This window comes from Azospirillum isscasi (assembly GCF_030849505.1).
GTDB lineage: Bacteria > Pseudomonadota > Alphaproteobacteria > Azospirillales > Azospirillaceae > Azospirillum > Azospirillum isscasi.
Window position 1 is genome coordinate 1 of sequence record NZ_JAUJFI010000141.1, and the last position, 14,979, is coordinate 14,979.

At 69.6% G+C, this 14,979-nt stretch carries 12 protein-coding genes; 9 read left to right on the plus strand and 3 right to left on the minus strand.

Annotated features, from left to right (window positions below; genetic code table 11):
- Positions 1 to 1,922, minus strand: a 1,922-nt coding sequence (locus QSG27_RS22135; protein ID WP_306709943.1) for a DNA topoisomerase, incomplete at its 3' end; no start/stop codon positions are given.
- 21 nt (positions 1,923 to 1,943) lie between these two features.
- Between QSG27_RS22135 and QSG27_RS22140 the strand changes: the two genes are divergently transcribed.
- The 8 genes from QSG27_RS22140 to QSG27_RS22175 all read left to right on the plus strand — a co-directional run bounded on the left by QSG27_RS22140 (position 1,944) and on the right by QSG27_RS22175 (position 11,584).
- Positions 1,944 to 2,747, plus strand: a complete 804-nt coding sequence (locus QSG27_RS22140) for a trypsin-like serine peptidase (RefSeq protein WP_306709945.1) — start codon at positions 1,944 to 1,946, stop codon at positions 2,745 to 2,747.
- A 112-nt stretch (positions 2,748 to 2,859) separates the two neighbouring features.
- Positions 2,860 to 3,207, plus strand: coding sequence for a RidA family protein (locus QSG27_RS22145; RefSeq protein WP_149467585.1), 348 nt, complete (start codon positions 2,860 to 2,862; stop codon positions 3,205 to 3,207).
- 228 nt (positions 3,208 to 3,435) lie between these two features.
- Positions 3,436 to 5,577, plus strand: coding sequence for an elongation factor G (fusA, locus tag QSG27_RS22150; RefSeq protein WP_306709949.1), 2,142 nt, complete (start codon positions 3,436 to 3,438; stop codon positions 5,575 to 5,577).
- 193 nt (positions 5,578 to 5,770) lie between these two features.
- On the plus strand, positions 5,771 to 6,319 hold the full coding sequence (locus QSG27_RS22155) for a tetratricopeptide repeat protein (RefSeq protein ID WP_306709963.1): 549 nt from the start codon (positions 5,771 to 5,773) through the stop codon (positions 6,317 to 6,319).
- A 121-nt stretch (positions 6,320 to 6,440) separates the two neighbouring features.
- Complete coding sequence (locus QSG27_RS22160) at positions 6,441 to 7,967, plus strand: DegQ family serine endoprotease (protein ID WP_306709951.1); 1,527 nt, start codon at positions 6,441 to 6,443, stop codon at positions 7,965 to 7,967.
- 193 nt (positions 7,968 to 8,160) lie between these two features.
- The gene (locus QSG27_RS22165; protein ID WP_306709965.1) at positions 8,161 to 8,838 is read left to right on the plus strand and encodes a winged helix-turn-helix domain-containing protein; all 678 of its coding nucleotides are present in this window, start codon (positions 8,161 to 8,163) and stop codon (positions 8,836 to 8,838) included.
- Between the two features lie 19 nt (positions 8,839 to 8,857).
- Positions 8,858 to 10,255: a HAMP domain-containing sensor histidine kinase gene (locus tag QSG27_RS22170; RefSeq protein WP_306709954.1), complete on the plus strand. Its 1,398-nt coding sequence runs from the start codon at positions 8,858 to 8,860 to the stop codon at positions 10,253 to 10,255.
- Positions 10,256 to 10,480: 225 nt separating this feature from the next.
- Positions 10,481 to 11,584: an AI-2E family transporter gene (locus QSG27_RS22175; protein ID WP_306709955.1), complete on the plus strand. Its 1,104-nt coding sequence runs from the start codon at positions 10,481 to 10,483 to the stop codon at positions 11,582 to 11,584.
- A gap of 9 nt (positions 11,585 to 11,593) precedes the next feature.
- Here the strand turns inward: QSG27_RS22175 and QSG27_RS22180 are convergent, their stop codons facing one another.
- The gene (locus QSG27_RS22180) at positions 11,594 to 13,135 is read right to left on the minus strand and encodes an MDR family MFS transporter (RefSeq protein WP_306709957.1); all 1,542 of its coding nucleotides are present in this window, start codon (positions 13,133 to 13,135) and stop codon (positions 11,594 to 11,596) included.
- A gap of 168 nt (positions 13,136 to 13,303) precedes the next feature.
- Here QSG27_RS22180 and QSG27_RS22185 point away from each other — a divergent pair, with 168 nt between their 5' ends.
- On the plus strand, positions 13,304 to 13,516 hold the full coding sequence (locus QSG27_RS22185) for a hypothetical protein (RefSeq protein ID WP_306709959.1): 213 nt from the start codon (positions 13,304 to 13,306) through the stop codon (positions 13,514 to 13,516).
- Between the two features lie 104 nt (positions 13,517 to 13,620).
- On the opposite strand, the gene QSG27_RS22190 is transcribed toward QSG27_RS22185, so the two are convergent.
- Positions 13,621 to 14,979 (minus strand): hybrid sensor histidine kinase/response regulator (locus QSG27_RS22190; RefSeq protein ID WP_306709961.1); only part of this gene is annotated, 1,359 nt, incomplete at its 5' end.

Sequence of the window (14,979 nt, forward strand, 5' to 3'; positions counted from 1 at the left end):
GCCCCGGCAGTCCGCGGGGTGGTGGAGCGCCGCCGCCCGGCTCCTTGCCCGGCACGGACCGGGCCGCCGCGGACGCCGAGATCCACCGCCGGCCCCCGGTTGCCGACCAGCACCCCGATCAGCCGCCCGGCCTCGCCGGCGATGCCGTCGATGACGCTGCGGAAGTCGGCGCGCCCGGTGACCACCTCGTCCAGCCGCATCTCCCACAGGGCTGTGGTGCCGGGATCGACCAGGGTGGGGGCGGCGCCGCGCAGCGTCTCGAACAGTTGCAGCCCGGCGGGGGTCGGCACCAGCCACTTGCCGTCCGCACCCAGCAGGTTCTGCCGCCGCAGGCCCTTGATGATCTCGGCGCGGGTGGCCGGGGTGCCGATGCCCTTGGCCTCCTTCAGCCGGTCGCGCAGCGCCGGGTCCTCGACGAAGCGCCAGGCGTTCTGCATGGCGTCCACCAGCGTGCCTTCGTTGTAGCGCGGCGGCGCCTGGGTCCGCTTGGCCTCGACCTTCGGATCGGACAGGCGCGCCGGCTCGCCGTCGCTCAGCGGGGGGAGGGTCTGCTCCTCCTCCTTCTCCTCCGGCTTGCCGTCCGTCTCGGCGGAGCCGAAGGCCGCCTTCCAGCCGAGCTTCAGGGGGATGCGCCCGACCGCCCGGAAGGCCACCGGCTTGCCCTCCACCGGAACGTCCATCAGCACGGTGGTCTGCCGGTACTCGTAATCCGGCATCACGGCGGCGAGGTAGGAACGGCAGATCAGCGCGTAGAGCCGCTTCTCGTCGTCGGTCAAGCGGTTCAGCCGGCTTTCCAGGTCGTCCAGAACGTTGACGTTGGGCACGATGGCGTGGTGCGACACACCCTCCAGCGCCTTGTCGCAGAAATGGCCGGACTTGCCCCGGCGGATCACCGGGCGGGCGACGTCCAGATGGGCGAAGCCGCGCAGCCGGGTCAGCGCCCCGGCGATGGCCGGCACGTCGGCGATCTGGTTCTCCGACAGGTAACGCGCCTCGGCGCGCGGGTAGGTGATGAGCTTCTTGCCCTCGCCGTCGTAAAGCTCCTGCGCGACCTCCAGCGTGCGATCGGCGGTCCAGCCCCAGCGCTGGCCGCAGGTCTTCTGGAGCGAGGGCAGGTCGTAGAGCTTCGGCGGGGCCTGCCGCCGGTCCTCCACCGTCACCGACAGCGGGCCGCCATGGCCGTCCGCGGCGCGGGCGATGGCCTCGGCGCGGGCGCGGTCCTTGATGCGATCCTTCGGCGGCGGGGCGTGGCGCATCAGGAAGGAGCCGCCCGCGGCGGTGGCCGTCGCCACGACCTCGAAGTAATCCTCCGGCTTGAAGTTGCGGATCTCCAGCTCGCGCAGGCAGACGATGGACAGGGTCGGGGTCTTCACCCGCCCGATGCCGATCACGCCGCGCGTCCCCGGCGCCAGCAGCGTCTTGGTGGCCGTGCGGGTCAGCGACAGGTTGAAGATCTGGTCGGCCTGCTGGCGGGCCACCGCCGCCTCGTAGAGCGGGCGAAGCTCCGTGTTCGGCTTCAGCTTCGCGAAGGCGTCGCGGATGGTCTTGGGGTCCTGGGCGGTGAACAGGGCGCGCTGCACCCGCCCGCGGAAGCCCAGATGCTCCAGGATCTCCTGCCCGATCAACTGCCCCTCGCGGTCGCAGTCGGTGGCGAGGATGACCTGATCGCAGCCCTTCAGCGCCGCCTTTATCGCCGCCAGCTTCGCCGTTTTGTTACCGCCGCTGTCGGGCCGCGTCGGGTAAAGTCCGTCCGGCTTCAGCAGGGTGGGCGACCAGCGTTTCCAGTCCGGGTTCACCTCGTCCGGTTCGGCCAGCCGCAGCAGATGCCCCTCGGCCGGCAGGATGCGCCCGTAGCGCTCCCCTAGCGCGGCGCGCAGGTCCTTTGCCTGACTGGACTTTTCCGTGATGATGAGCGTGGCCATGGCCGCCATGGTAAGACGAAAATGAAAACGTATCAAGAACGAGCAAGGGCCCTGCTGCGCGGAGTCCCTGTTGCGCTGCCGCTGCTCCTGGCCGCGCTTCCCGCGGCGGCGCAGAACCCGCTGCTGCCGGGGATCGGGGCGACGGACCGGCGCGTGGTGGTGGACGCCACCCGCGCGCCCTGGACCAGTCTGGTGAGGGTGCAGAGCAATCTGGGCGCCCGCTGCACCGGCGTGCTGGTGGCGCCGCGCCGGGTGGTGACCGCGGCCCATTGCCTGCTGAACCGGGTGCAGCGCTTCCTGCCGGCCTCCTCGCTGCACGTCCTGTTCGGCTACGACCGCGGGGAGTACCGCGAACACCGCGCCGTCGCCGCGCTGGAGACCGGCGGCCCCTATGACCGGGAACGCCGGCTGGGCGGGCTCGTCGGCGACTGGGCGGTGCTGACGCTGGACGGCGACGCGCCGGACGGGGCGGCGCCGCTGCCGCTCGCCCGAGTCCCGCCGGAACCGGGCACGCCGCTGATGCTGGGCGGCTACAGCCAGGACAAGGCGCACATCGTCACCGCCGACACCGGATGCGCGGCGCGCGGCATCAACGCCACGGACCGCGGGCCGTTGCTAATCCACGACTGCGACGGAACGCGCGGGGTCAGCGGGGCGGCGCTGCTGGTGCGCATGTCCGGCGGCGGCAATGGCGGAACGGGGGAGGGCTGGGCGGTGGCCGGCATCGCGGTGGCCGCGGTCGCCGGGCCGGACCCCCGCAACATCGCCGTGCCGGCTGCCGCTTTCGTGGCCGCGGTGGAAGGAAATACGCCTTCTTTGCGGTGATGCGCGGGCGCGGGGCAGCTTTGAGCGGTGGCGCCTCATTTTTTGCTAGGCCCCTGGGCGTGAATCGCATAGACGTACGCGCGTTCAAGACCCCGTAACCGGAGCCGTACCCATGTCGATCCAGCGCTTCCATTCCGGACCGCGCATGAGCCAGATGGTCATCCACAAGGACACGGTCTACCTGGCCGGCCAGGTGGCCGACGATCCGACTCCGGACGTGGAGACGCAGACCCGCCAGATCCTGGGCCAGATCGACGCCCTGCTGGCCGAGGGCGGCACGGACAAGAGCAAGCTGCTGTCCGCCACCATCTATCTGACGGACATCGCCACCTTCGGCGCGATGAACAAGGCGTGGGAAGCCTGGGTCGACCCGGCCAACACGCCCGCCCGCGCCACGGTGGAAGCCAAGCTCGCCGCGCCGGAGTATCTCGTTGAAATTCAGGTGACGGCGGCCAAATAAGCTGCGTAACGGGGCGACCCGGCTCCCTCGGTTGGGGTTTGCCGGCGTGGCCCACAGACTGTGAGGGCCGCGTGCTTCGAAAAAATCCGGAAGGCTTGACCTTCCGGATTTACAGAACGTTAATCACGCCTTAACAGATCACCCGTAAAACCCCGACCAACCTCTGCCGCCGGAGCGGACGACCGTCGTTGCGCTTCGATAGCTGCGTTACAGTAATGGATTCGCAACATGCCGCGCCAAACGCCTCTTTCTGACATCCGGAACATCGGCATCATCGCCCACGTCGATGCCGGCAAGACGACGACCACCGAGCGCATCCTGTACTACACCGGTCGTAAGCACACGATCATCGACGTGCACGAGACGAAGGACCTGAAGTCCTCGACCACGACCGACTACATGGAGCAGGAGCAGAAGCGCGGCATCACGATTCAGTCGGCTGCCGTCTCGGCCTTCTGGCGCAACAAGAAGATCAACGTCATCGACACCCCGGGCCACGTGGACTTCACCATCGAGGTGAACCGCTCGCTCCGCGTGCTCGACGGCGCGGTCGTGGTGTTCGACGGCGTGGCCGGCGTGGAGCCGCAGTCCGAGACCAACTGGCGCCTCGCGGACAACTACAACGTTCCGCGCATCTGCTACGTCAACAAGATGGATCGTTCGGGTGCGAACTTCCAGCGTTGCGTCGGCATGATCAAGAGCCGCCTGAACGCCCGCCCGGTCTGCATCCAGGTTCCGCTGGGCTCGGAAGACAATTTCCGCGGCATGGTCGATCTGATCGAGATGAAGGCGTACGTCTGGTTCTCGGACGACAAGGACGCCAAGTGGGAGATCTGGGAGATCACCGACGATCTGGCTGAGAAGCTCAACCTGACCGTCAAGGAAGACCTGGACAACGTCGCCAGCATCCCGGCCCTGCGCGCCGAGCTGGTCGACACCGCGCTCGAGATGGACGACGCGGCGATGGAAGCCTACCTGGACTCGGGTGAGGAGCCGTCGGCCGACGTGCTGCGCGCCTGCCTGCGCAAGGGCACCATCACCAGCACCTTCACCCCGGTCCTCTGCGGCTCGTCGTACAAGAACAAGGGCGTCTGCCAGGTTCTGGACGCGGTCGTCGATCTGCTGCCGGCCCCGACCGACGTCGAGGCCATCAAGACGGTGGACGAGGACGGCAACCCGAACGGCGAGCGTCTCAGCTCCGACGAGGCCCCCTTCGCGGCGCTGGCCTTCAAGGTCATCAACGACACCTACGGCTCGCTGACCTTCGTCCGCGTCTATTCGGGCGTGCTGACCAAGGGCATGTCGGTTCTGAACTCGACCCGCGGCAAGCGCGAGAAGATCGGCCGCATGGTCGAGATGTTCGCCGCCCAGGCCAACCCGATCGAGGAAGCCCGCGCCGGCGACATCATCGCGCTCGTCTCCCTGCAGGAGACGGACACCGGTGACACGCTCTGCGACGCCTCCGCCCCGGTGATCCTGGAGCGCATGCGCTTCCCCGACCCCGTCATCAGCGTCTCGGTCGAGCCGAAGACCAAGGGCGAGCAGGAGAAGTTCTCCATCGCGCTCGGCAAGATGGTCCGCGCGGATCCGTCGCTGCGTCTGGAAACCGACCGCGAAACCGGCCAGACCATCCTGCGCGGCATGGGCGAGCTGCATCTGGAAGTGACGCTGGACCGTCTGCGCACGGAGTTCGGCGTGGAAGGCAACATGGGCAAGCCCCAGGTGGCCTACCGCGAGACGATCACCAAGCCGGTCGAGTACACCTACACCCACAAGAAGCAGACCGGCGGTTCGGGCCAGTTCGCCGAAGTCAAGATCGTCTTCGAGCCGCTGGAGCGCGGTGAGGGCTTCGTGTTCAAGGACGAGACGGTCGGTGGCACGGTGCCGCGCGAATACGTCCCGTCGGTCGCCAAGGGTCTGGAGATGCAGAAGGAAGAGGGCGTGCTCGCCTCCTATCCGACTGTCGACTTCCGCGCCCGCCTGGTGGACGGCAAGTACCACGACGTCGACTCGAACGCCCTGACGTTCGAAATCGCCGCCAAGGCCTGCTTCCGCGAGGCCCTGAAGCTCGCCGCTCCGATCCTGCTGGAGCCGGTCATGAAGGTCGAGGTCGTCACCCCGGACGATTATCTGGGCGACGTCATCGGCGACGTGAACCGCCGCCGCGGCACGGTGCTGGGCCAGCTCGAGCGTGGCACCAACATCGCCGTCGAGGCCCATGTGCCGCTGAACGAGATGTTCGGCTACATCGGCCAGCTGCGTGGCATGACCTCGGGCCGCGCGTCCTACTCGATGGAGTTCAGCCACTACGAGCCGGTGCCGCGCAACGTCACCGACGAAATCGTGGCGGGCCGCAGCAAGGCCGCCTGATCTCAGGCAGCGATCCCAGGAAAGGGGCCGGCGGAGCGATCCGCCGGCCTTTTTCTTTGCCCGGAGGGAACCTTGACCGCGCCACTCCGGCTGGATGAGGGATTCTTCTTGCGGCGATACGCCGTTCGGATCAGTGTTGCTCACAGGTGACGCATCCCAGTTTTTGGGAATGACCCAGAGAATCTTCTTGCCCGTGGCCTTCGCGGCTCTTCTGCTTCTCGGCGCTTCCGGCCCCGGTTCGCGGGTCTGGGCCGGGCAGGAGGACGCGCGACTCGGCGGATTGTTCCAGGACCTGCAGGCCGCCGGCGATGCGGTCGCGGCGGAGGCGGTGGAGGACCGCATCTGGGACATCTGGTTGGAGCATCCCAGCGACGACCTGATCGTGCTGATGCATAACGGCGTCCGGGATCTGAACGCCGACCGCTACGGCGACGCGCTGGCCGCCTTCGATCAGGTGGTCGCCGCCGACCCGACCTACGCCGAGGGCTGGAACAAGCGGGCCAACGCCGAATACATGCTGGGCGACTACGACGCCGCGGTGCGCGACATCCGTCAGGTTCTGGCGCTGGAGCCGCGGCATTTCGGGGCGCTGGCGGGGCTGGGGCTCGTCTACCTCGCCATCGACCAGCCGGCGGGGGCGCTGCGCGCCTTCGACGCGGCTCTGGCCATCAACCCGCATCTCGACCGTGTGCGCCAGCAGGCGGCAACCATCCGCCTGCGCATGGCAGGATCGGCCCTGTAAGCGCCGCGGAATTTTGTATTCGTCCCTGAAAAACTTTTAATCCGGCTGCAAGCCGCCCGTGACTCGGCGCCCGCTACCTATAGGGCAACGAACAACGCACGCCAGTCACGGAGAGCAACCGATGCCCATCCCCGCCAACGCCGGACGCGCCCCGCGGTCGAACCGGGCGCGGCGCACCATCGCCGCCCTTCTCCTCGGCACCACGGTGCTGACCGGTCCGTTCCTCTTCGCCGCCCCGCAAGCCGCCACCGCCGCCGAAAGCGTCCTGACTCAGGCCCCGCCGGCCAGCTTCGCCGATCTGGCGGCCAAGGTGTCGCCCGCCGTCGTGAACGTCTCCACCACCCAACAGGCCAAGGCCGAGCGCGGCAACCCGCGCATGCCCGCCTTCCCGCCGGGATCGCCGTTCGAGGAATTCTTCCGCCAGTTCCAGGACCAGTTCGGCCAGGAGGAGGGTCCGGAGGCGGAGCCGCGCGGCAAGGTCGGTTCGCTCGGCTCCGGCTTCATCATCGACACGGCGGGCCATGTGGTGACCAACAACCACGTCATCGACGGCGCCGACGAGATCAAGGTGACGCTCCAGGACGGCACGGAGCTGCCCGCAACCCTGGTCGGGCGCGACGCCAAGACCGACATCGCCCTGCTGAAGGTGAAGTCCGACACGCCGCTGCCCGCGCTGGAGTGGGGCGACAGCGACGCCGCCCGCGTGGGCGACTGGATCATGGCGGTCGGCAACCCCTTCGGGCTGGGCGGCACGGTGACCAGCGGCATCATCTCGGCCCGCGGGCGCGACATCCACAGCGGCCCCTACGACGATTATCTCCAGCTCGACGCCGCCATCAACCGCGGCAACTCCGGCGGCCCGACCTTCACCATGGACGGGCGGGTGATCGGCATCAACACCGCCATCTACTCGCCGAACGGCGGCTCGGTCGGCATCGGCTTCGCCATCCCGTCCAACATCGCCAAGCAGGTCGTTGCCCAGTTGAAGGAGAGCGGCCAGGTGGCGCGCGGCTGGCTGGGCGTGAAGATCCAGGAGATCTCGCCGGAGATCGCCGAGTCGGTCGGCCTGTCCCAGCCCAAGGGCGCCCTGGTCGCCGAGGTGACACCGGACAGCCCCGCCGCCAAGGCCGGCGTCCGCCAGGGCGACGTGATCCTGGCCTATGGCGGCAAGCCGGTGAACACGCTGCGCGATCTGACCCGCCGGGTGGCCGACACCAAGGCCGGCGATTCGGTGGACATGACCGTGGTCCGCAAGGGCAAGGAAACGACTCTGACCGCCCACATCGCGCCGCTGCCCGGCGAGCAGCGCGTCGCGGCGGCGGAGGAGGGCGGCCCCGCCGCCGACAGCGCGGTCGAGACCGTCAAGGGGCTGAAGCTGGCCCCGCTGGACGGCGCCGCCCGCAGCCGGCTCGGCCTGGGCGAGGGGGTGAAGGGCGTGGTGGTCACCTCGGTTTCCCCGCAGGCCGGCGATCTGGCCGTCCGTCCGGGCGACGTGATCGTGAAGGTCGGCGACCACGCCGTGACCTCCCCCGCGGAGGTGACCAGGAGCCTGCACGAGGCCGAGAAGGACGGCCGCAAGGCGGTTCTGCTGCTGGTCAACCGCGGCGGCAATGAAAGCTTCGTCCCGCTGAAGCTCGGCAAGGCGTGACGCAGGAGAACACCGGTGCTTCTCTCCCGTCGCCGGTGATGGGGTGGAGGATGTCCGCGGCGCGAGCCCCCGCTCCGCAGGCATCCTCCCCCTTCGTTTTGTTTGTGGCCCCGGAGGGCGCCAAGAGAGCCTCCCGGGAGAGGCGAGGGCATTCGTCTTTGGACCGTCGGAAGGATGCGGTAATCTCATGCTCATGAAAGTCCTCGTCATCGAAGACGACCAGCAGGCCGCCTCCTACCTCGCCAAGGGGCTGAAGGAGGCCGGGCACGTCGTGGACGTCGCCAACGACGGCAAGGAGGGGCTGTTCCTGGCCGGCTCCGAGCATTACGACGTCATGATCGTGGACCGCATGCTGCCGGGCCGCGACGGGCTGTCGCTGGTCGAGATCCTGCGCGCCACCGGCAACGACACGCCGGTGCTGTTCCTCTCCGCGCTGGGCAGCGTGGACGACCGGGTGAAGGGGTTGAAGGCCGGCGGCGACGATTACCTGACCAAGCCCTTCGCCTTCTCCGAACTGCTCGCCCGGATCGAGGTGCTGGTGCGCCGCCGCAGCGCCGCCCAGCCGCAGACCCGGCTGGCGGTCGCCGACCTGGAGCTGGACCTGCTGTCGCGCACGGTCCGCCGCGCCGGCAAATCCATCGACCTGCTGCCACGGGAATTCGCCCTGCTGGAGTATCTGATGCGCAACGCCGGCAGCGTGGTGACCCGCACCATGATGCTGGAGAATGTGTGGGATTATCACTTCGACCCGCAGACCAACGTCATCGACGTGCACATCGCCCGCCTGCGCCAGAAGATCGACAAGGATTTCCCGACGCCGCTGATCCACACGGTGCGCGGCGCCGGCTACAGCCTGCGGGCGCCGCAATGACGGTGATCGGCGGGAGAGCGTGAAGGCGGCCGTTCCCACCTTGCGGCTTCTGCGCACCACGCCCTTCCGGCTGGCCCTGCTGTATCTGGGCCTGTTCGTCATCTCGGTCGGGGTGATCCTGGCCATCGTCTACCGCTCCACCGCGGGCTTCCTGGAGGAGGAGATCGGCGCGACCATCGCGCTGGAGGTTGCCGGGCTCCAGGACCAGTACCGCAACGCCGGCCTGCGCGGGCTGGTCGATTCGGTGCGGGAGCGCAGCGCGGTCGGCCACACCAACTCCATCTACCTGCTGACCACGCCGGGCGGCGTCATCCTGGCCGGCAACCTGTCGGGCTGGCCCGACGCCACGCCGGGGCCGGGCGGCTGGACCCATTTCAAGATTTCCGACTATGGCGGGGTGAACAACCGGCCCTCCACCGCCATGGCGGTCTCCTTCGTCCTGCCCGGCCAGTTCCGCCTGCTGGTGGGCCGCGACATGAGCGAGCTGGACCAGCTCCGCGGGCGCATGGCGGTGTCGCTGCGCTGGGTCTTCCTGGTGACGGTGGTGCTGGGGCTGGGCGGCGGGCTGCTGCTGGCGCGCGGCGCCATGCGCCGGATCGAGGCGATCAACCGCACCACCCACCGCATCATGGCCGGCGACCTGACGGGCCGCGTCCCGCGGGGCGGCGGCGGGGACGAGATCGACCGGCTGGCCGGCAACCTGAACGCCATGCTGGACCAGATCGAGCGGTTGATGACCGGCATGCGGCAGGTGACCGAAAGCGTGGCGCACGACCTGCGCACCCCGCTGTCGCGCCTGCGCGCCCGCGTCGAGCTGGCCCTGATCCGCGACACCGACGACCCGGAGGTCTACCGCGCGGTGCTTCAGGACACGATCCTGGAGGCCGACCGGCTGCTCGCCACCTTCACGGCGCTGCTGTCCATCGCCGAGGCCGAGTCCGGCGCCAACCGCAAGGCGCTGGAGCCGGTGCGGCTGGCCGAGGTGGTGCGGCTGGCCGCCGACCTCTATGAGCCGGTGGCGGAGGAGAAGGGCCTGATCCTCACCACCGACATCCGGGCGGAGCCGACCGTGCGCGGGAACGAGCAGCTGCTCGCCCAGGCGGTGTCGAACCTGCTGGACAACGCCATCAAATACACGCCCGAGGGCGGGCGCATCGCGCTGCTGCTGGAGGGCGAGGGGCCGGGGCAGGCCGCCCGCGTCACCGTGGCGGACGACGGACCCGGCATTCCGCCGGAGATGCGGGAAAAGGTGCTGGAGCGCTTCGTCCGGCTGGACGCCGCGCGGGCCTCGCCGGGGAACGGGCTGGGGCTCAGCCTCGTGGACGCGGTGGCCCGGCTGCACGGCGCGTCGCTGCGGCTGGAGGACAACGCGCCCGGCCTGCGGATCGCCATCCTCTTCCCGCAGGACGCCGGTTGAAGCGGTGCCACAGGAAAAGAGCCCGCCGTTTCCGGCGGGCTTTTAAGGTGACATCAGCGAGAATGACTCCTTGGCGTCAGACTGAATATGGGGCGCAAATCGCCGGCGCGCATTCGGATAAGCGTATTAGCACGAAGGTGCTAGCGAGGCGGCGGTGCAACAGTTTCCTGCGGGCGGCGTTTGTCCATCGGACCGGCATGCCGGTGGCTGCGGCGGGAAGGAACGATGGACGCGACCAGACAGGCTCCCAGTCAAGCTACCGGTCAGGCCCCCGGTCAGGCCCCCGGTCAGGCTGGTGAGCCGGCAGCCGCCCGGCGGAGCACCGCGACCGAACTGAAGCTGTTCACCTGGAAGGTGCTGATCGCCGCGGGCGTTCTGGGCACGCTGTTCCTGGTCTGGCAGGTGGCGGACGCGCTGCTGCTGGTCTTCGCCGGCGTGCTTCTGGCGATCCTGTTCCAGCGCATGGCCGGTCTGGTGCGGCGCTTCACCGGGCTTCCGCAGGGCTGGGCGCTGGGCGTCGTTCTGGCGCTGCTGCTGGTGCTCCTGGTCGGCGGCGGGTTCCTGATGGGCCAGTCGGTGGTCGGCCAGTTCGATCAGCTCTCGCAGCAGATCGGCGGCGCCGTGCAACAGCTTCCCGAGACGCTGCGCGACCAGATCATGCGGCAGGGGCAGGACGCCTCCTCCTGGATGAACCGGCTGCGCAGCGTGGCGTCCAGCGTGCTGTTCTTCCTGGGCGATCTGGTGGTGGTGTTCACGGCCATCTATCTGGCGGCCTCGCCCGGGATCTACCGGCGCGGCGTCGTCCTTCTGGTGCCGCCGCGCGGCCACGCCCGCGCGCAGGAGGTGCTGGACGTGATGGGGGAGTCGCTGTGGAAGTGGCTGATCGGGCAGCTTTCGGCCATGGCCATCGTCGGCGTTCTGACCACCACGGGCCTTCTGGTTCTGGGCATCCCCAGCGCCCCGGCGCTGGGTCTGCTGGCGGCGCTTCTGGAGTTCATCCCGCTGATCGGTCCGTTCCTGGCCGCCGTTCCGGCGATCCTCATCGCCTTCGCCCAGTCGCCGCAGGACGCGCTGTGGGTGGTGCTGCTCTATCTGGCGATCCAGCAGGTGGAGGGCAACGTGGTCATGCCGCTGATGCAGAAGAAGGTGGTGGACCTGCCCCCCGTCGTCACCATCGCGGCCATCGCGGCGGGGGGCGTGCTGTTCGGGCTGATGGGCATGTTCCTGGCCACGCCCTTCGCGGTCGTCCTGCTGGTGCTCGTCAACATGCTCTACATCGAGGACAAGCTGGGGGAAGGGCGGCACTTCCCCAGCGAGGACAAGGCGTAGGGCAGGGGATCAGACCACCTCCGCCCCGGCCTTGGCGGCGTCGGCGGCGGAGCGCAGGGGAAGCTCCTTCAGGAACAGGGTCAGCAGGAAGGACACCACCGCCAGCCCGGCGGCCAGAAGGAACAGGGTGGAGAAGCCGTGCTCGAACACCGATTGCGCGGTGGCGCGGGCGGCGGGGGGCAGGCTGGACAGGGCGGACGGGCCGTGCTCCATCACCTCGCGCCCGCTGATGCCGGGCAGGCCGGCGGCGTTCAGCCGGGCCTCCACGTCGGCGGCGAAGACCGCGCCGAACACCGCCACCCCCACCGATCCGCCGAGCGAGCGGAAGAAGCCGACCGAGGCCGTCGCGGCGCCGAGGTCGCGCCGCTCCACAGCGTTCTGAACGGCGACCGTCATCACCGGCATGACAAGACCCAGCCCGATGCCCAGCGGGACCAGGATCAGCGTGGACCACAGCCCGCTTTCCGACACCGCGGGCGACAGGCCGAGCGCCAGATACATCACCGCGGCCAGCGCCAGCCCGGCGAGCGGGAAGACCTTGTAGCGCCCGGATCTGGAGATCAGCCGCCCGCCGCCCCCGGCGCCCAGCACCATGCCCAGCACCATCGGCAGCAGCAGGAAGCCGGAGGTCGTGGCGCTGGTTCCGGCGACGAGCTGCGAGCGCAGGGGCAGATAGACGATGCCGGCGAACAGCACCATGGCCGACACGGCCACCACCGGGTTGGCGACCGCCACCACCGGCTCCCGGAACAGGTGCAGCGGCAGGATCGGCTCCTTCACCCGCCGCTCGTGCCACAGGAAGACGGCCAGCATCCCGAGGCCCAGCGCGCACAGGCCGAGGATCGTGGGGGAACTCCAGGGCAGGGCGACCCCGGCGCGCGAGACCACGAACAGCAGGGACGTCACCGTGCCCATCAGCAGCGCGGCCCCCAGATAGTCGATGGTCGGCTGCGCCCGCCCGGCGGGCAGTCGGTCCAGCGCCCGGCCCGTCATCACCAGCGCCGCCGCGCCGAGCGGCAGGTTGATGAGGAAGATCCAATGCCAGCTCAGCGTTTCCGTGAAGACGCCGCCGAGCAGCGGCCCGGCGACGCTGGACAGGGCGAAGACGCCGCCGATGTAGCCCTGGTACCGCCCGCGCTCCCGCGGGGCCACCACGTCGCCGATGATGGTGAAGGCCAGCGCCATCAGGCCGCCGCCGCCCAGCCCCTGGATGCCGCGGAACAGGATGAGCTGCCCCATGCTCTGTGCCAGCGCGCACAGCACCGACCCGATCAGGAACAGGAAGATCGCCACCTGGAGCACCCGCTTGCGCCCGTAGAGGTCGCTCAGCTTGCCGTAGATCGGCGTGGTGGAGGTGGAGGCCAGCAGATAGGCGGTGACCACCCAGGGCAGGTCTTCCAGGCTTCCCAGATCGTGGGCCATGGTCGGCAGGGCCGTCGCGACGATGGTCTGGTCCATCGCCGCCATCAGCATGGCGAGCGCCACGCCGCTGAACACCCGCATGATTTCGCGGTGGGTGAAGACGGCGTGGTCGTTGGAGGCGTCGGTCATGGTCTCGGTTCGGGCCGGAATGAACGGTGGGGCGTACCATAGTCTCCGGGACGCCCGGCGCAAGGACTCCCAGCCGCCCTTCGGCCGGATTCGGCGCAAGGAACCCGGATGGGACCGCCGCCGTTGAACCCCTTTGGTACTCACCAACGGCGGCGGGGGGCGCGTGTCATGGCGCACATCGTGGAAATCCGGAACGGCGCGATCGTCGGCAACGATGAGGCAACGGACGAATATCTGCCCGTCGGCACGCACATCGCCCAGGCCGACGGCTTCTACGTCAGTTTCGGGATGGACGTGGAAGGCCCCTACGCCCGCGACGAGGCGGAGGACCGGCTGACCCACCTGAAGCGCGCCACCCAGGCCGATCTGGAGCGTCCGTAGGCGCTGGCCTTGCCCCCTCCCTGACCGAGGGGAATGCCGCCGCTTCGCGAACATCTCCCTCCCCTGCGAAAGCGGGGAAGGACCGGGGTGGGGCAAGGGTGCCGCTACATCGCTTCCCCCTCCTGGTCGCGCTGGTCCAGGCTGGTGCGCACGGTGCGGCGCAGGTCGTCGGGCTGGATGGGCTTGTGCAACAGGGCGCATTGCGCGCCGGCGGCCTCGCGCAGCCGGTCGGAGGAGGTGTCGCCCGTCAGCAGCACCCCCGGCAGGTCGGGGCCGAAGCGGCGGCGCAGCGTGTCCATCAGCATCAGGCCGGTGTCGCCGTCCGGCAGGCGGTAATCGGTCAGCACGAGGTCGGGCACCAGCGTGCCGTCCACAAGCTCCAGCGCCTCCGCCACCGAACCGGCCTCGGTCACGCGGTAACCCCAGCCGTCCAGCATCAGGCCCAGCGCCATGCGGATCACCGCGTCGTCCTCGACCAGCAGGACGGTGGCGTCGCCGTCCGGCTCGCGATTTCCCGAAGAGGAGTCGCCGTCCGGCGCACCGCCGCAGTGCCGCTGCTCCAGGACGGCGCCCGGCGGCAGGGTGACGGCGAAACAGGACCCCTTGCCCGGCACCGAGGTCACCTCGATCGTGCCGCCCAGCATGTGGACGAGGCGCCGCGCGATGCTGAGCCCCATGCCCAGCCCCTCCCACCGGTCGCGGGCGGCGTTGCCGATCTGGTAGAAGTCCTGGAAAATGCGGTCGAGCTGGTTTTCGGGAATGCCGATGCCGGTGTCCCACACCTCGAACCGCAGGGCGCCGCCGCGCCGCCGCGCGCCGAACAGGACCCGGCCCAGCGGCGTGTAGCGGATCGCGTTGGTCAGCAGGTTGCGCAGCACCCGCTCCAGCAGCCCGCCGTCGGTGTTCGCGCTCAGCCGGGCCGGCACCGTGCGCAGCGTCAGACCGGATGAGGCGGCGACCGCCTGGAACTCCCCGTGGAGACGCTCCATGATCGCTCCCACCTCCACCGGGGCGGCGTGGGGGGTGACGAGCCCGGCCTCCAGCTTGGAAATGTCCAGCAGGCAGTCGAGCAGCCCGCCCAGCGAGGCGGCGGTGTCCCGCAATTGGACGGCGATGCGCCGCGCCTCCTCCGGGATCGGCTCCTTCAGCAGCAGGCCGGACAGCAGGGTCAGGGCCTGGGCCGGCTGGCGCAGGTCGTGGCTGGCCGCCGCCATGAAGCGCTCCTTGGCGTCCAGCGCCACGTTCAGGTCGCGTTCCATCGACTTGATGGCCGAGATGTCGGTGACGCTGGACACCACGGCCTCGGGCCGCCCGTCGGCGCCCGGAACCGGGTGGCTGGACACGCGCAGCCAGCGGGTGGGGGCCGCCGCCCCGTCGCCGTCGGCGATGCCGATGATCTGCTCGACGACCGCCGTCCCGCTGTCCGCCGCCCTGGCGGCGGGCGGCAGTCCGGTCAGGCGGGC